General features: G+C 69.2%; 19 protein-coding genes and 1 pseudogene. 6 read left to right on the top strand and 14 right to left on the bottom strand.

The window, feature by feature from the left end; genetic code table 11:
* From ACWCQ1_RS29290 to ACWCQ1_RS29275, 4 genes are all read right to left on the bottom strand, one after another.
* Nucleotides 1–1,229 (bottom strand): helix-turn-helix domain-containing protein (locus tag ACWCQ1_RS29290; protein WP_451027734.1); only part of this gene is annotated, 1,229 nt, incomplete at its 3' end.
* Nucleotides 1,229–1,540, bottom strand: coding sequence for a helix-turn-helix domain-containing protein (locus tag ACWCQ1_RS29285; RefSeq protein ID WP_451027733.1), 312 nt, complete (start codon nucleotides 1,538–1,540; stop codon nucleotides 1,229–1,231). The genes ACWCQ1_RS29290 and ACWCQ1_RS29285, both read right to left, overlap by 1 nt.
* 158 nt (nucleotides 1,541–1,698) lie before the next feature.
* Entirely contained in the window at nucleotides 1,699–2,586 is an 888-nt protein-coding gene (locus ACWCQ1_RS29280; protein WP_451027732.1) for a pyridoxamine 5'-phosphate oxidase family protein, read from the bottom strand.
* A gap of 14 nt (nucleotides 2,587–2,600) precedes the next feature.
* Nucleotides 2,601–3,044 (bottom strand): VOC family protein, encoded by a 444-nt coding sequence (locus tag ACWCQ1_RS29275; protein ID WP_451027731.1) that lies wholly within the window; start codon nucleotides 3,042–3,044, stop codon nucleotides 2,601–2,603.
* Between the two features lie 106 nt (nucleotides 3,045–3,150).
* Between ACWCQ1_RS29275 and ACWCQ1_RS29270 the strand changes: the two genes are divergently transcribed.
* Nucleotides 3,151–3,699, top strand: a complete 549-nt coding sequence (locus tag ACWCQ1_RS29270) for a CGNR zinc finger domain-containing protein (protein ID WP_451027730.1) — start codon at nucleotides 3,151–3,153, stop codon at nucleotides 3,697–3,699.
* Nucleotides 3,700–3,830: 131 nt separating this feature from the next.
* Here the strand turns inward: ACWCQ1_RS29270 and ACWCQ1_RS29265 are convergent, their stop codons facing one another.
* On the bottom strand, nucleotides 3,831–4,202 hold the full coding sequence (locus ACWCQ1_RS29265) for a WhiB family transcriptional regulator (RefSeq protein WP_451027729.1): 372 nt from the start codon (nucleotides 4,200–4,202) through the stop codon (nucleotides 3,831–3,833).
* 224 nt (nucleotides 4,203–4,426) lie between these two features.
* On the opposite strand from ACWCQ1_RS29265, the gene ACWCQ1_RS29260 reads away from it, so the two are divergent.
* Nucleotides 4,427–4,831, top strand: a complete 405-nt coding sequence (locus ACWCQ1_RS29260; RefSeq protein ID WP_358599508.1) for a carboxymuconolactone decarboxylase family protein — start codon at nucleotides 4,427–4,429, stop codon at nucleotides 4,829–4,831.
* 291 nt (nucleotides 4,832–5,122) lie between these two features.
* Nucleotides 5,123–5,935 (top strand): class I SAM-dependent methyltransferase, encoded by an 813-nt coding sequence (locus ACWCQ1_RS29255; RefSeq protein WP_451027728.1) that lies wholly within the window; start codon nucleotides 5,123–5,125, stop codon nucleotides 5,933–5,935.
* Nucleotides 5,936–6,302: 367 nt separating this feature from the next.
* On the opposite strand, the gene ACWCQ1_RS29250 is transcribed toward ACWCQ1_RS29255, so the two are convergent.
* On the bottom strand, nucleotides 6,303–7,385 hold the full coding sequence (locus tag ACWCQ1_RS29250; RefSeq protein WP_133042423.1) for a class I SAM-dependent methyltransferase: 1,083 nt from the start codon (nucleotides 7,383–7,385) through the stop codon (nucleotides 6,303–6,305).
* Between the two features lie 325 nt (nucleotides 7,386–7,710).
* Here ACWCQ1_RS29250 and ACWCQ1_RS29245 point away from each other — a divergent pair, with 325 nt between their 5' ends.
* Nucleotides 7,711–8,379: a Type 1 glutamine amidotransferase-like domain-containing protein gene (locus ACWCQ1_RS29245; RefSeq protein ID WP_358599694.1), complete on the top strand. Its 669-nt coding sequence runs from the start codon at nucleotides 7,711–7,713 to the stop codon at nucleotides 8,377–8,379.
* Nucleotides 8,380–8,591: 212 nt separating this feature from the next.
* Here the strand turns inward: ACWCQ1_RS29245 and ACWCQ1_RS29240 are convergent, their stop codons facing one another.
* Together ACWCQ1_RS29240 and ACWCQ1_RS29235 are read right to left on the bottom strand one after the other, a co-directional pair.
* Complete coding sequence (locus ACWCQ1_RS29240) at nucleotides 8,592–8,870, bottom strand: thiamine pyrophosphate-dependent enzyme (protein WP_451027727.1); 279 nt, start codon at nucleotides 8,868–8,870, stop codon at nucleotides 8,592–8,594.
* A 160-nt stretch (nucleotides 8,871–9,030) separates the two neighbouring features.
* Nucleotides 9,031–9,780: an NUDIX hydrolase gene (locus ACWCQ1_RS29235; protein WP_358599493.1), complete on the bottom strand. Its 750-nt coding sequence runs from the start codon at nucleotides 9,778–9,780 to the stop codon at nucleotides 9,031–9,033.
* Between the two features lie 231 nt (nucleotides 9,781–10,011).
* Here ACWCQ1_RS29235 and ACWCQ1_RS29230 point away from each other — a divergent pair, with 231 nt between their 5' ends.
* Complete coding sequence (locus ACWCQ1_RS29230; RefSeq protein WP_451027726.1) at nucleotides 10,012–10,233, top strand: hypothetical protein; 222 nt, start codon at nucleotides 10,012–10,014, stop codon at nucleotides 10,231–10,233.
* A gap of 4 nt (nucleotides 10,234–10,237) precedes the next feature.
* Here the strand turns inward: ACWCQ1_RS29230 and ACWCQ1_RS29225 are convergent, their stop codons facing one another.
* The 4 genes from ACWCQ1_RS29225 to ACWCQ1_RS29210 all read right to left on the bottom strand — a co-directional run bounded on the left by ACWCQ1_RS29225 (nucleotide 10,238) and on the right by ACWCQ1_RS29210 (nucleotide 13,436).
* Nucleotides 10,238–11,671, bottom strand: a complete 1,434-nt coding sequence (locus ACWCQ1_RS29225; RefSeq protein WP_451027725.1) for a hypothetical protein — start codon at nucleotides 11,669–11,671, stop codon at nucleotides 10,238–10,240.
* A 102-nt stretch (nucleotides 11,672–11,773) separates the two neighbouring features.
* Nucleotides 11,774–12,121 carry a DUF1036 domain-containing protein gene (locus ACWCQ1_RS29220; protein ID WP_133042425.1) on the bottom strand — a complete coding sequence of 116 codons (348 nt, stop codon included), beginning with the start codon at nucleotides 12,119–12,121 and terminating at the stop codon, nucleotides 11,774–11,776.
* 25 nt (nucleotides 12,122–12,146) lie between these two features.
* Entirely contained in the window at nucleotides 12,147–12,350 is a 204-nt protein-coding gene (locus ACWCQ1_RS29215; protein WP_133042426.1) for a hypothetical protein, read from the bottom strand.
* Between the two features lie 921 nt (nucleotides 12,351–13,271).
* Nucleotides 13,272–13,436, bottom strand: coding sequence for a hypothetical protein (locus tag ACWCQ1_RS29210; RefSeq protein WP_451027724.1), 165 nt, complete (start codon nucleotides 13,434–13,436; stop codon nucleotides 13,272–13,274).
* Between ACWCQ1_RS29210 and ACWCQ1_RS29205 the strand changes: the two are divergent.
* Nucleotides 13,372–13,527 (top strand): annotated as a pseudogene (locus tag ACWCQ1_RS29205) (LmrA/YxaF family transcription factor); the annotation flags it as partial. The gene ACWCQ1_RS29210 and the pseudogene ACWCQ1_RS29205 sit on opposite strands and share 65 nt — an antisense overlap.
* Before the next feature lie 203 nt (nucleotides 13,528–13,730).
* Here the strand turns inward: ACWCQ1_RS29205 and ACWCQ1_RS29200 are convergent.
* A complete protein-coding gene (locus ACWCQ1_RS29200) occupies nucleotides 13,731–14,789 on the bottom strand; it encodes a CU044_5270 family protein (protein WP_451027723.1) in 1,059 nt (352 codons plus the stop codon).
* Nucleotides 14,786–15,343 carry an RNA polymerase sigma factor gene (locus ACWCQ1_RS29195; RefSeq protein WP_451027722.1) on the bottom strand — a complete coding sequence of 186 codons (558 nt, stop codon included), beginning with the start codon at nucleotides 15,341–15,343 and terminating at the stop codon, nucleotides 14,786–14,788. Before ACWCQ1_RS29195 ends, ACWCQ1_RS29200 begins: the two co-directional genes overlap by 4 nt.
* Between the last annotated feature and the right edge of the window lie 245 nt (nucleotides 15,344–15,588).

The following is a 15,588-nucleotide window of genomic DNA, read 5'->3' as shown; positions in this document are numbered from 1 at the left end:
TACTCCAGCGTCACCTCGTCGCCGTCGGCGATCGCCCGCTCGCGGGCGTCCTTGAGGGCGACGCGGAACTTCTCCAGCAGCCCCTCGGTCGCGCCGGAGGTCCATGACTCGTGGATCTCCGGCGGCTCGCACAGCCCGTACTTCGGGCCGGACAGACGCAGCAGCAGGCGCAGGGTCGGTTCGGTCACCCACAGCGGGCCGGGCTCGTCCCGGGAGCCGATCGGGTTCGGCAGGAACGCGTCGTGTTCCCAGGCGGGCGGGGTGATCAGGTGGACGCCGGCGCGACGGCGGTCGTGGTGGTTGCCGGTGGAGTGCTCCAGCTGCCCGAGCGGCAGATGCGTCTTGAGCGCGCTCAGGTAGGCACCGTTGACGTCCAGTGCCGTCACTTCATGCTCGCCGGGCGGCAGTTCGGGCCTGGTCCATCTGGGGCGGGCCTCCCAGATCTGGTCGGCGCCGCGCGCGGTCTGCTTGCGCAGGATGTCGGGCAGCCACGGGTGCGCGATCACGTCGTAGCGCCCGCCTTTGCGGCTGTGGTCCAGCAGCGCCATCGCGTCCGGGATCGCCCGTTTGACCAGCGCCGCCGTGGCCGCGTCCGCGTCACCGGCATGCTCCTCGAGCGCGGCGGCGACCGCGGAGGCGATCAAGTCGGGTGTGTCGGCCGCCTGTACGCGGCGGCCGGCAGGAACGATCCGTACCCCGCCGGTCGGTCGTGCATCCGAGTGGGGTCGGGTACTGGAGGGGGTCGGGCTCGGCGTGGCGGGTGCGGCGGGCGCGGCTGGGGCGGTGCCGGTTACGGCTGCGGCGCATTCGGCGGGGTCGAGGTGCTGCGGGTATCCGGCCACCTCGTGGCGGGCCGGCTGCCCGCACAGCACGCACGGCCGCGCGACTGCGAGTACGTCGACTTCGTCGTCGTGCCCGATGCCCGGCCCGTCCACTGCAGACGCGTCGCCCTCGGGCTCTTCGACCGAGGGCTCGTCCGCACAGTCGGTCGCCAGCTTGGTCCGCGCGCCCTCCAGGAAGTACGCGTACTTCTCCCGTACGTCCCCGCTCGGCTCCCGCCCCGCCTCCCAGCCCCCGACCGTGGAGGGACTGACGCCCAGGGCGCGGGCGAGGTCCGCACGCGAGAGGTTCAGCTCTTCCCGCAGAGCGCGCCGCTCCTCGGCGGGCGGCAGCGCGACCTCCTTCCCCGCTCTGGCGAGCAGCGCGTCGATCGCCTCGAAGTCGGCCATCACACTCCCCCGTCCGTCACCGCCGCGGGACGGGCCGCATCGGACTGGCGGCCGACGGTACGACGCCGCCTGGCCGGCAGCGCCTCCACAGCCCGGGTCGGACCCGCCAGGAGATCGAGGACATCGATGCCGTAATGCACGGCGACCACCTCACAGTCGGCCAGACTCCACGCCGCGACACCCGACTGACGGCGGCTCACCTGCGCCTGGCTCACGCCCAACGCGGCCGCGAGCGCGGTCTGCGACTCCCCCGCCGCATGCAGAAGCGCAGCCACGGCCGAGCGCACCCGCTCCTCCAGCGTCATACTCACAACGCGGAATCTACCATCCGAAACTCATTGTTAATGCGTATGACGCATCAACATTTAGGCGTTCATACGGCATGCCGAGACGGTGGCGCGTCGGGGAGGCGGCGGTCGTTCCGATCCGGCGCTTCTTGTGACCGCGACCGGCGCATTGCACGTGAACGCTAGGTCGTCATCGGCGGATTGGCGGGAGAGGGTTCCGGATCCGACCAGCGCAGGGGTAGCGCGCCGGGCGTTTCGATCGTCTCCGACACGGTGAAGCGCACCCGCCGCTCGCCGTCCGCCGCGAACTCCGTGTCTCCCTCGCCGGTCAGTTGGAGTGTGGTGCCCGTCGTCCAGTCCAGGAACAACAGGCCCGCGCGGGGGTCGGAGGCGAGGTTGCCGAGGGTGAGGAACATGGCATTGCCCGGATAGTCCTGCCAGCTCAGCCGACGCGGCGAGTCCAGTCGTACGAAGCCCGGATTGCCGCCCCGGTGGCTGATCTCGACCTTGCCGTCATGAACGCTGGCGACGAAGAAGGTGTCCGCGGAGGCGATGAACGCCCGCTGTGCCGGGGTGAGTTCGCCGCTGTGGCTCGGGGTTCCGACGGTGCGCTCGGACAGCAGCTCAAAGCGTTCCCTGCGCTGGATGTACTTGGGGCAGTTGGCGAACACGCGCTCCGCCTCCACCTCGAAGCCGTTCTCCGTTGGTCGCAGCCTGCCGTTGAGGCGCATGCGGCGGCGGGTGCGGGGGTCCAGAGTGATGGTGGCGACCTCTGTGCCGTCGGTGGTGAGGGCCGGGAGGAGAGGGTCGTTCGGGTGGAGCCGACCGGTGACGGACATCTGGTGGGCGCTGGTGGCTCGGACGAATCCGGGCTGCCCGGCCAGGGCAGTGGCCCAGACCCGGCCGGTGTCCGGGGCCGCCGCGCCGAGCAAGAGCAGCGGCTGGAGTTCGAGGAACGCCGCCGCCACCGGCTTGATCCGGTCCCCGATCGCCCGACCGACGTGGTCGGCCATGTCGCGGACTCCGGCCTGGTCCTGCAGTGCGCGCGATCCTTCGTGGTAGACGGCCATGGTGGCTTCCATGCCTAGAAGAAGCCGCAGGTCGGAGCGGACTCGTTCGGCACGGGTGCTCCTTCGGCGCCGGACGGCACCGAGATCTCCAGGCGCGTCCCGTCGGGGTCGTGGAAGAAGATGCCGCCCGACGCGGAGTCCTCGCGGTGCGCCACCACACCGTCGTAGGCGAAGTCGACGCCACGGCTGCGCAGGGCCTGCTCGTACTCCCTGACGCGTTCGATGGAATCGGCCTCGAAGGCGAGGTGGTGCAGCCCCGCACTGCCCGGGTCGTACGCGTCGCCCGCCTGCTCCCACAGCGTGAGGACCAGGCGCTGTCCGTCGCCGAGGAACACGTACCGCCTGCCCTCCTCCTTGCCCTCTCCGACCACCACGAAGTCCAGGACGTCACGGTAGAAGGCGAGCGAGCGCTGGAGATCGGTGACATTCAGGCCGATGTGGCCGGTGCGCAGAGTCATGGCTCCCCTTTACAGACGTAACCGTTGAACGTCACTTTAGTGGTTAGAATCGGAAGGAGTCAACCGGTCACCTAGACTTCAGGGGTTAGCCCGGAAGGAGTCGACCATGTCCGCCGCCGTCCACGACCCGCGCCCACTGACCGGCGAACCCCTCGCGCTCGACCTGCTCAACACCCGCTGGAACAGCGATGGCGTCGTTCAGGATCTGCTCGTCGACACGGACGGACTCGCGCTCTGGCTCGAGGTCAACGGACTCGGCGGCCGGTTCCCCGCGGACGGCGCGACACTGCGCCATCTGCACCAGGCGCGCGACGCGCTGGCGAAGGCCGTGGCCGCCGGGAAGCCTGCGGAAAGCGCGGCGGAGGCGGTCGACGCGGTTCTCGGGCACGGTCGGATCCGTGCCACCCTCACCGCCGACGGACCGGGTGAGATGCCCGAGTTCAGCGACCCTGCCTGGGGGCCGGCCTGGCTGGCGGCGCGCAACTACCTGGAACTGCTCGCCGCCGCTCCGGACCGAATCCGCGCATGTGCTCACGAGGCGTGCATCCTGCACTTCTACGACACCTCCCGAAACGGCACGCGCCGCTGGTGCTCCATGGCGGCCTGCGGCAACCGCGCGAAGGCATCGCGGCACTACAGCCGCTCGAAGCGATGACGTACGACTGCTGAAGCCGTCGCCGCAGGATGGGCTGCCGGGGACGCGCGAAACGGTGAACAACCACTCGCGTGCGCGGTGCTGCCCGCAGCCGACTCAGGAGCTCTCGCCCGCCGCAACACGCTCACCGCTCACCACCCATGCGGCCCTCTCCCGTCGTCGAGTGGCCGCCGTGTGTCGCCGTCGCTGCCCACGTCCGGTGCCTCTCGCCTGCGCAGATAGCCCGGCGACGCCGGCGTTTCCGCGTAGGCGCGTCTGAGGGCACGGCGCTGGGCGGCCGTCGTGGCGCCCCAGATACCGTCGTCCTCACCGTGCTCGACGGCCCAGGTACGGCAGCTCAACAGCACGGGACAGCGGCGGCACACTGCCATGGCGGCCCGGGCTTCCGCGCCGGGGGCGAGGGTGTCGGACAGCGGAAAGAAGATCTCGGGGTTCTCACCGAGGCAGGCTGCGCGATCACGCCAGTTCGGATTCGGGGTCGCACAGTGGTGGTGTTCTGCCATCGCATGCCCCTGCCGGCTCTCGCGGGCTCAGTTGCCCATGGTTACGACGCGACGCGTGTGGACGCCGCGCACCCGGCAGGGGCCGGCGCAAGCTTACCTAGCTGTAAGGGGGAAGAGCCATAGTTCGTCACTATCTGAGTGGATATGCCAGGTGCGCCTGACCTCTTCAAATGGTCAAGCGGGTTCCAATTGGCCTTGTCCACGCCCAAGGCGAAGGGAAGACGATGGCCGACCGCGACGAAGAGCGGCGTTACACCGACGCCCTCGAGACGGCCGAGCGGTTGCTGGGCATTCCGCTGGAGCGATTCCTCGAACCCGGCGCGGGCGAGCCCCGCAACGGGGCCGACTTCAAGCGCCTCGCCACGGTGCACACCTTCGGCGACGCGTGGCCGCGGACCGACGTTCTCGACGCTCGCACCCGAGCACTGATCTCCGTAACGATCGCCGCGACTCTGGGCACCCACGAACCGCTGCGCGGACAGCTCCGCATCGCGCTCAACAACGGGGTCACCCCCGAAGAGATCGTCGAGACATTCATCCACATCGAGGCCTACGCAGGCGCAGCCCGCGCCTTCGACGGCTACCAGGTCGCCCAGCAGGTCTTCGCGGAAGCGGCAAAGCCGCAGTAGGCAGCTTCGACGGCCCCGAGGAGCTTCTCGACGCCCCGCGCCCGCGGGGAGGCCAGCGCCGCGGAGAGATCGACGCCTTCGCGGCGGTGGCCGACTTTCCCGCGGGTCTCGACTGTCCCAGCGGGGGCGGACGCGGTGCAGGGCATCCCCAGGCCGTCGAGGGCGCCGGTCTCGCCATAGCCCTCACCGATCCGGCGGAACAGTTGCAGGGCCTCGCGCCAATCGGCTACGGACGAGCGCCTGCCCGACAGGATGGCTGTCGCGGAGGACGCTGTTCCGGAAAAGGGGCGAATGGTGCAGACGGCATTTGATGCGTCCGAGCGGCGGGCGTGGGCGGGGCAGGCCGGTGCCTACGCTGCCGGCTTTGCCAAGCTCTGCGCGTACCCGGTGCCGAAGCTCCTCGACGCAGCCGGAGTCAGGGCGGGGATACGGGTCCTCGATGTGGGGACAGGGACGGGTACCGCCGCCGCTCTTGCATGTGAGCGGGCAGCGAAGGTGACAGCGGTGGACGCCGAACCCGACATGGTCTCCCGGGCCGCGCTGGCGGCTCCGCAAGCTGATGTGCGGCTCGCCGCTTTGCCCCACCTGCCCTTCTCCGACGACGCATTCGATGCCACGGTCGGCAACTTCGTCCTCAACCATGTCGGACAGCCTCGGCAGGCCCTGGCGGAGTTGCGAAGGGTGACGCGACCAGGGGGGCGCATAGCCGTCACCATCTGGCGGGCGCCCGCGGCCGCCGGTCAGACGCTCCTCGGTAGAGCGGTCCAGGCCGCAGGCGTTACCCGGCCGACCCACCTGCCGGCTCTCGCTGCCGAAGACGACTTCCCCCGCACTGAACAGGGCCTCGCCGCCTTGCTCAGGGAGGCGGGGCTGACGGACGTCGTCTGCGACACGGTGACCTGGGACCACCAGACGACGCCCGAGGAGTGGTGGAGCGGACCAGCCGCCGGCGTGGCGACGATAGGCCAGATCGTGACGAGTCAGCACCCGGAGGTCATTGACGAGATCAAGCACCACTTCGAAGCGTTGTGCACGGAGTTCACCGGTCCGGACGGTGTATTGAGCTTGCCGCATGCTGCCCTGATCGCACACGGCCAGGCTTGACTGACTGTTCGGCGCGCAGCCAGGTCGAACGTCCACCCGTTGTGGCGACCGCCCCCTTGCCACTCATGCCCAGGCCACCGGGCCGCCGGGTCGCGCCTCCCTCCACCCCATGGCGCGTCGTGCCGCATCCACGAGATAGGAGAAGTTCGCCGTCCCAGACGAGGCGACGGTGCCGGCCGCAGTTCTCAACGGGTGGCTGTGGCCGGTATTTTGGCGATGGGTAGCGCCAGGTCAGCGTTCGCAGGGATCGTCGGGGGGTGTTGCCGTGCCCGGCGGGGAGCTCGCCCAGGACTGGAAGACCGAGTGCCACGAGTCGGTCGTGCAGGACGTCGCGGGTGAACTTCTACTGCGAGGCGTCAGCCAGCCGTCAGCTCTTCGTCGCAACGTAGTAGACGTTGATCGGGTCGCCCTCCACGGACTGGACGTCGACGGTCCCGAAACCGGCCTCCTTCAGCATCCGCACTGCCGTCTCCTGTCCCCACACGGTGCCCAGGCCGGCTCCGCCCGTGCTGAGCGAGGTCGTCATGCAGTAGAAGACGGAAAATCCGTACAGCGCAGGCCCGAAGGGGTGCGCGATGTTCTCCTCCAGCCTGCTGGACGCGGCGATGTCGCCCATCAGGAACGTGCCGCCCGCGCGCAGTGCCCGCGCGATCGCTGTCAGCGTCTCGGCCGGCCGGGCCAGGTCGTGGATCACGTCGAAGGCGGTGATGAGGTCGTATTCACCGGGGATCTGCGTCGAATCGGCCAGTATGTAGCCGAGGTTGTCGAGCCCGGCACGAGCCGCCTGGGCGCGCGCGGTCTTGATGCCGGCCTCCGACTGGTCCAGGCCGTGGAAGCGGCTGGCCGGGAAGGCCCTGGCCAGCACCAGAGGGGCGTGCCCCTGCCCGGTGCCCACGTCGAGCACGTCGATGCCGGCGCGCAGCCGCTCATCGAGTCCGGGGACCAGCGGCACGATCGTGTCCACCAGCGCCAGGTCGTAGATACGGGCGGTCTCCTCGGCCTGCAGGGCCTGGAAGCGTGGATAGGCGGAGTACGGTACGCCGCCGCCCTCGCGGAAGCAGCGCACCACCTGCTGCTCGACCTCGCCCATGAGACCGATGTAGGGCATCATCCCGGCCAGGTTGTCCGGTCCCGCCGCGGTCGTGAGCGAAGCGGCGTGCTCGGGTGGCAGGACGTAGGTCTGGCCCTCCGGCTCGTACTCGACGAACCCGCCGACGACCATGCCGCCCAGCCACTCGCGCACGTACCGCTCGTCCAAGTCCGCCGCCTTGGCGATGTCGGCGCTGGTGGAGGGCGGAAGTTCGGACAAGGTGTCGAAGAGGCCGCATTGGTGGCCGGCACTGGCCAGCATAGCGAGCGCGGCCTTGTTCAGGACATCGACGACTTCGCCTGCAAACGCCTCCTGCTTGGCGGGGTCCAGGGAAACCTGCTGCCTGTCAAGAGTGGACATGATCACTCCTTCCGCCGTGGCGGCCGCGGTGTACCGGAAAGCCCGGTGCCCCATATGTCACACTACGCCCCGCACAAAGCCATGAATCTTACGAAGCGAGAACGCCCGCCGCACGCTGACGGCGGACTGACGCCGCCTCGATCCGTCACGCCCGAGGAGTGAGATACCAACGGCCGCCACTTGATGCTCTCGTCTCCATACCGGGCAGTGGTCCACCGACGGTGGCCTGGTCTCCCGTGCCAGTCGCTGATGCAGCTGTGCCACGACGGCACGGGTGGATTGCGGGCTCGTTGCGGGCGTCGGCCGGTCGTGTTTGGCTCTGCCGATGAACCTTTTGTTGACGGCGAGCGGCCTTCGCAACGCGACGCTGCGGGATGCACTGCGGGACATGCTGGGAAAGCCGTTCGGATCAGCGAACGTCGTCTACGTTCCCACTGCATCGGTCGCCGAGCCCGGTGACCACGGGTGGTTCGTCGAGGACATGAACCGTGTGCACGGCCTCGGTTGGCGGGAGTTCGACGTCCTGGAGCTGAATGGACTCCCCCGGCAGCTGGTGCTCGACCGGTTGCTGCACGCCGACGTCATCTACGTCGAGGGCGGTAGCCACTACCACCTCGCGCGCAGCATCACCGCCAACAACCTGGCCGACGGCTTCCTGGAGGCGCTGGAGAGTCGGGTCTACGTGGGGGTCAGCGCCGGATCGATGATCTTCAGCCGTCATCTCACCGCGCACTCAGCCGACGTCATCGGGGACACCGCGGACCTCCACGTGCTGGGCGCTACCACCGTGGAGCCGCCGTTCGGCCTCTTCGACTGGTACCTCAAGCCTCACCTGTACTCGCCGGATTTCCCCGAGCGGGACGATGCCTGGGCTGATCGCATCGTCGCGCGGGCGGACTTCCCGATCTATTTCATCGATGACGACACGGCCGTGCGCGTCAGGGACGACAAGGTGGACGTCGTGTCGGAAGGCCGGTGGCGGTTCCATCCGTGACTCGCCGCACGACGGGCAGCCCTGCCCAGGGCAGAATCCGCTGGAGGTGCTGCGCCGCCGCATGTGCGACGCCGAACAGGGCGCTGTCTGCACGCACGACGCCGGTCAGAGGTGCTGCTCGGTGGCCCGGATGCGCTGCTACGGGAGAACGCGGCACCGATGTGCCGCGAGGTCTGCTTGCGCTGGCCGCCGCGGATCAACATCCCGGGCGATCATGAAACGCCACCGTCGCCGAGGACGCAGACCAGGGTGCTGTCGGGCCGGGCGAGCTTGGCGCCGACGGCGGCCGGGACGGCCCAGCGCCTGGCGGAGAAACCGCCGGAGGTGAGGTGGGTGCGCGGGGAGCGGACGGGGAAGGTCTGCTTGACCGCCTCCTGGGTGTTGCCCGAGCCGGCGACGATGATCGCGTCGCGCTGCAGGACGGGCAGGACGGAGCCGCAGGGCGCCCAGCGGGCGCTGGGAGGTGAACGGGAAGCGGTATCCGTCGCCACGGCCGGCGAGCTTCTCCTCCCAGTCCGGTGGCCGAGGACGTCACCGCTTTCCCGGACTTACCCGTCGCACGCTGGAAGAAGATCTGGCCGACCCACCCCCTGAAACGGCTGAACGCCTCGACTGGGGACCTGCCGGCCGGGCCGCGCTCGAACGCGTTCTTCAGCCTGATCTTGCAAGGAACACGTATCGGTCGACGATGGGTTCGAGGTAGTCGGCGTGAGGCCCTTCGAACGCCGCGAGGCCTGCCGGACCTTGGACGAAGGCGATCCGGTCGAGTTCGGGGAGCTGACCGACAGCCGCCGCTGCGGAAGAGACTGCGGTGAACCGGTCGATGAGCAGTGCGGCGGGCTGGGGCCGCGCTGTGAAGTGCACACCGACGTTGCCGTGGTCGCCACGGGTGACCGCCCACAGCATCAGGTCGTCGGGGACGGTGGGGAGGTCGAGTTCTTCGAGGAGTTCGCGTGCCGCGTTGTCACGCAGTGACGCGGTGTCCAGAGGCTGACCGGGGTCAGGGTGCTCTACCGATCCGCCGGGCAGGTGCCAGCGGCCGGGGTGGGCGGTCGCGGCCGACATGCGGGCGATCAGCAGTCTTCCGTCGTCGGTGGGCTGGAGGACATCGACGAACAGGGATGGCAGGGCGGTGGCACCGGGCACCCGGCGGAGGGCGAAGTTGCGGTACGTGACGCGGGTCCAGCCGATGAGGAGTTCGTGCGGGTGCGGCCGGGTGAGGCTGGTGCAGGCGACGACGGGGCCGTCGAAGAGGGCGGTGTTGGTACGGGCCAGCTCGTCCCAGACGCGGTCTCGTTCCGCTCGGTGTTCGGCGGACAGCTGAGGTGGCGGCTCTTCGACGAGGCGGAGTTCGATGGCCTCGATGACGTCAACGGATGAGCGCGTTGAAGGTGGGGGCACCGCCCCAGGCTGGCACACCGGGCACTCTGTTCAGACGGCAACGCGGGAGGTGACCACGCCATCGGAATCGGAGTCGGGATCAGCGCGGCAGCCAACAAGGGGCACCGGAGTCCAGAAAGACGCCCGCCAAGCGCCGCAGCGGGCCGTACAGCCCACTGACATCCCGCCCTCGGCAGGCACATCCCTCGTCTCCGGCAGGCATCCGGCCGACAAAGGAATAAAAGTAATAAAATGCATTCTATGGGCGCAAATAGTAATGAAAGCCAGAAAAGCGACAGCGGGGACGGGCGCAGCGACGAGGCCGAGCGCAGGGCGGGCGAGAAATTCATCAGCGATCTGCTGGCGCGCGGCGAGGCGGTCTTCGAGGGTCAGGAGCCGACGCCGAGGACGACGCATGTGATCAAGCGCGAGGACGACGGACGGCTGACCGTCCGTCGTCTGCGCTTCCGCTGACTTCTCAGTCGAAGCACCGCCGGACCAGGGCGAGGCCCTCGCCGGTGGCGCTTCGCGTGATCTCGTGGGTCTTGAGCCGGGAGGGGCTCAGGTCGGTGAACGCGATGTCGGTGCGGTGTTCCTCGGGGACGTGGACCCGGCCGCGGCGGAAGAGGTCCTCAAGGTAGGACGTGGCGACGTGCTCGGGGTCGGAGGGCCGCACCGAGCCGCCGGCGGGATCGGAGCCGGCGATGCCGAAGCGTCGCTCCTGCGCCGGGGCGGAGAGGGTGAGCGGCTGTGTGACGCCGTACGTCGCTCCATGGATGGTGACGGCCGTCAGGCCCTCGTCGTCGCCACCACCGGGCGTTGCCTCGGTGATTCCAGCGCCTCGGCGTGCCACTTCCGGCTCGGTGACGGAGGCGGCTGCCTCCAGGGAGAGGATGCCGTGACGGATGAACGCCGAGCGCAGGGACGGGCCGTACGTGCCGCCGTAGCGGCGCTGGTCCGCGGCGATCATGTGACCCGCTACCTGGGCGTAGTAGGCGGACACCACGGGGGCGGACACGACGGCGTCCACGAGCAGTTGCCCTGCGATCTCGGCCGCCCTGGCCAGGCCGGCCTGGTCCTGCAGGTCCTGCTGGCGGAAGATCCCGGCGACGATCTTCAGGAACGCGCCGCTGAACACCCGGGAGAAGGAGTGCGGCTCGCTGGAAAGGATGCTCGCGGGCTCGTTCGGCGACAGCAGGACCGGGTCGCGGTAGAAGAAGTTGTTCGACAGGTTGCGCAGGCAGTCCGGGTCCACCGCGGTCGGATGGCCCTGACGGATGGCCCAGCCCAGTTGCTCGGCCATCCGCGAGACCCGCGAGGACAGTTCCAAGTCGCCCTGGGTCTCGGCCAGTACGGCTATCCGCAGCGATTCCAGCGCCAGTGAGCTCAGCAGGGCACTGATGTCACCGAACGCCTCGTGCAGGGCGGCCGTCTCCGCGCTCGCCGTGTTGAACAGCTGAGGACGCAGGGCGTCGAGGACCGCGTGCCCCTCCTCGTGCTGGACGACCTCGTTGCTCTCGCACGCGGCGACGGTGACGCCCGCGACCGTACGGCGGAAGAACCACAGGCCTCTACGGTCGTAGAAGGCGTTGAGGTCGTCCCCCGCGTTGAGGTGAGCCGTGAGAGCCCGTCCGACCTGCGGATGCCACTGCGTTCCGGTCGGAACCAGCGGACCCCAGGTCTTGCTGGCCCTGCTGAGCGAGTCGGCCGCCACCCAGTAGCGGAATGCCTCGGTGCCGGGCCCGGCACCGTTCGGGTGCGGCGCGGCTTCCGCGATGGCCGTCGGGAAGGGCTGTGTGTCCAGCTGGGGGACGGGGTGCGGTACGGGCATGTTGACCTGCGGAGGAAAACCGGGGTCGTCCTCGTAGACCAGAACCGTCGGCACTGACGCTTGCTGCGGTTGCACTGTCATGGCAGCTCCCTGAGAGAGGTGCGTGGCTGCGGACACGCGGAGCACTTCCGGTGAAAAGCGCTCCCGGATACGGGAATTGACTCGTTGAGGTACGCCGTCTCGTCAGGGAGTCAGCGTGATGGTGAAGTCGTCGGCGTCTCCTACGTCCTGGAGGCGGTAGCCGATCTGGGTCGCGTCGGTGCTGCTGGTCCATTCGCACCATTCGAACTTCTCCGGCGGCACCATCCGGGCGATGTCCCCGGCCCAGAAAGCGCCGTCCGCGGCCTGGGCGAAGTAGCACCAGTAGCGATTGACGTCGTCGAGGTCGGCGGCGTGAACGACCTTGCCTTCTCCGGGTGCCAAGTTCCACCACCCCTTCTTCGTCCAGTCCCCGCCGTCAGGGCAGTTGGGCGTGTACCACATGATCGAGACCGAAAGGGGCTGCGGGTATTGGCTGATGAATTTCAGCATGATTGTTCTCCTGTCCTGACACGTTCTACGGCTGCTCCCGCAAAGGCCGCACTTCGGGTCCGCGCGATGTGCTTGCAGCGGGGCTCGGCCACTCGTGGGCATGCTCGCTCTCGACGACACCGGGACGGTGCACCACGTTCACCGACTTGCGCGACCTGCTGTCTTCGGGGGGCGCACCGAAGTCGGCGATCGCGTCCACCTCGACCGTGTAGTGGTTGTCATTCGCCATCGCTCATACCTCATCGCTTGTCTGAGGAACGGGATTTCTGGCAGCCGCTCACACCGGGATGACCACTCCAGTGCTCATCCCGGTGACTGCGGCCCGGCGGCCTGATGGGCCCGTGGACAGGCACCCACCCCCATTTCTCTCCGCATCGCAGACGGCGCGGATTCAGGGCGGGTTCTTTGAGGGGTTGTCCAACGCAGCGCGTATCGTGGGAAATTCAGAAATTCACCATGAGTGGGTTCCGCGCACCTCCGGGCGGCGGCTGCGCTGCCTACTTCACCATCCCTCACCTGGATAGGCTCTGCAACCGGACCGGAGTACCCCCTTTGATACGGTCCGCAGGAATCCGGCTAAAGCTGTTCCGGAATCAACCGCCGGGGTGCAGAGGGCCGTGATCGAAGGTGAAGCAGACGGCCTGGACGGGCCGCACAGGGCGAGTTTGTGGTGGTGCCACGAGGCCATCTCGTCCGTGCCACTCGGATGGTCGACTACTCGTGGCGGTGTTCCAGAGCAGTCCGCATTGTGCTCCACGGCGCCACCAGCAAGGCCGGCGCCCTGGGCGGCCGCACGACGGATGCGTTCCTGAACGCTGCCAGGCAGCTCATGCAGCAGCTCGCGGTGAGTGACGAGGCCGATCCGCGACGCCCCGGGACCGGCCTGGTACTCGTCTTGATCGAGCTGCCCGGGTCGAGAATGGCGGCATTCTTCATCGCCGGCACCGGGTCAGCGGTCGGTATGAGACTGCCCGCAGCACCTTCGCGAGGTCGACACGGCGGCAGGGCCGATGCGGCGCGGCACCGGCCCTGTCTCTCATCACCGGTTTAGAGGGCGACGAGTTGCCATTCCTGGTTGGTTCCGCCCGTGTTGGGCCAGCAGGATGATCGAGGCGCCGTCCGCGGTGGAGGCGTCGTTGACGTCGGCGCATCAGTCGTTGCCGACGTTGACGATCCGGTAGTAGCCGGTGGAGGCGGGTACGGGTTGCCACCATTGCTTCCGGGCCGGCTGCCCCGCCCTCGGCGTCGCCATCGAGGAGCCCGCCGACGAGGAGACGCGCTCTGCGCTCGCGGCCGCGCCCGAGGTCTTCGCCAAGCGGGAAGGCCTGCTGGCCGAGTCACTGCGTGAGCACGGCACCGAGCCGCGACAGGCGGCACAGCTCGCGACACTCGTACTCGTCGTCGCCGCAGTCGAGGGCGCTGTGGCCATGTGCCGCGCCAAGCGCAGCATCCAACTCCCCGACGACACCGCCGAGCAGTTGCCGGCACTGATCCCTTACTGCGATCAACGACTGATCGAGCACCCGATGCCCAGCCGGCCGACCGAGGCCACCGCGGCGGCCGGGCCTCGACGCCATGAACACACAACACGGGCCCCGCAGGTCGCCCTTCAGGCCCCGCTTCCGCGACCCGGCTGCGGAGCGTTCTCGGACGGTCCGGCGGAGAGGTACGTGGTGCGAATGACAGCGGGGTCGCCCTTCGGGTTCGCTTGGACGACAGTCCTGGCCTCCAGAAGCTTGGAGGTCTCGGGGTCGATGATCAGCCGGCTGCTGCCGCGCCCCATCCTCAGCTCGACAGCGGTACCGCTCCGTCCCGCGCTGTCCTTGACGCGCCCGACCAACCGTACGTGTGGGATGTCGGCGAGGACCTCGAAGAGCGCGGCGCGCAGCCGGGGGGCGGCGGGTGCGTTGGCCAGCAAGGCGTCGATGCCGTTGAAGAGTTGCTTGTCGGCCTCCGGTGCGCCGCCGACGCCGCCGAGGAGCCTCGCCCTGAGGGCCTTCGGCTCGGTCGGAAGGGTCTTCAGCTGGTCCCAGGTGATCGCTTCCCCGCGGCCCGGGACCATCCCGCCGACGCTCCACGACGTCAGCTCATGCACGCCCTGCTGGGCGACGTGATAACCGGCCGTGGAACGGGCGCGCCCGTCGGGTGAGAGGGCCCAGCCATTTGCCAGCCCCGTGAACTCCATGACCCCGCCACCGGTGGACGTGCGGAGGAAACGGTTCCGGCTGAGCCACTCCGTGTCGGTCTCGGTCTTGGTCGAGGGCACCCCGCCGGGGGCCGAAGAGGTCACCGCCGTACGCGTCTCGACCTTCCAATACGGCGAGTTGGGGACTGACCCGGCGCCCGCGGTGTCCGCCATGCGGTGCAGGAAGCTCGCCGCGTCGGCCTCGGCCGCCGGCGGGCTGCTTCCGACACCGACGGTCGGGTAGACGGCGACACCCACCGCGATGGCCGCGACCGCCGCGGCGGAGCCCAGGATGCGCCGCCGGTTGCGGTGACCCTGCGGGGAGCCGGCGAGGGTCACCACCGTCCCACTGTCCGTCGCGGCCGCGCGAACCGCCGTACGCGCTGCGCTGACGACCGACGGACTCGGCGGCGCGACATCGCCCGCGGCCCGCAGACGGTCGGCGCCGGGAAAGTCGAGGACATCGACGTCGTGCTCGGTCATGCGAGATCTCCTGTCAGGGGAAGGGGGCGGGCGGTACCGAGCGCCGTACGCAGCCGGGTGCGGGCGCGGTGCAGCCGGGAACGGGCCGTGCCTGCGGGGATGCCGACCACGGTGGCGGCCTCGGTGGGCGTGAGCTGTTCCCAGGCGACGAGCAACAGCAGTTCGCGCTCCACGTGCGGCAGTTCGCCCAGGGTCTCGCGGATCAGCGGCGCGACCGCTGCGGCATCCAGCCGCTGGTCGACCGCGAGCCATGGATCACTGCTCTCCTCGCCTCCAGGGAGCGCTCGCCCGTCCTGTTCGCGTCGGCGCCAGTGCGCGGCGAGCACGTTTCTGGCCACCCCGAACAGCCAGGTACGCGCCGTACCGCGGGCCACGTCGTACGTACCGCGGCCGGCGAACGCCTGCAGCCACACCTCCGCCAGCAGATCGTCCGCGACTCCTGGTGCACGGCGCGACAGATAGCCGTGCAGCGCCGCCGAATGCCGTAGCACCAAAAGCTCGAACGCCTCCGGCTCCCTTGTCGAGCGGGCGAGTAGATCCTCGTCCGTTTCCACCGGACCTCCCGTCGTCGCCGCATGGGCAGCGGCCTCACCCTGTACTTGTCGCGGTGGGCCTGGAGCGTTCGCTGGGAAGCGTGAGCGATGCGGCCAGGTCGACGACGGTACGGCGTCGGCGTTGCTCAAGCGGGTCGAGAGCGCCGCTGCCCACAGCGGCCGACGGCGCCGGACTGCACGTGGCGGCGAGCACGTGCCCTCTGATTTCGACCTCCCGGAACGCGAGCGGGTTGTGCAATGCCGTG

Source organism: Streptomyces sp. NPDC002144, from assembly GCF_053593695.1.
This window is presented reverse-complemented; position numbering and strand designations above follow the sequence as displayed.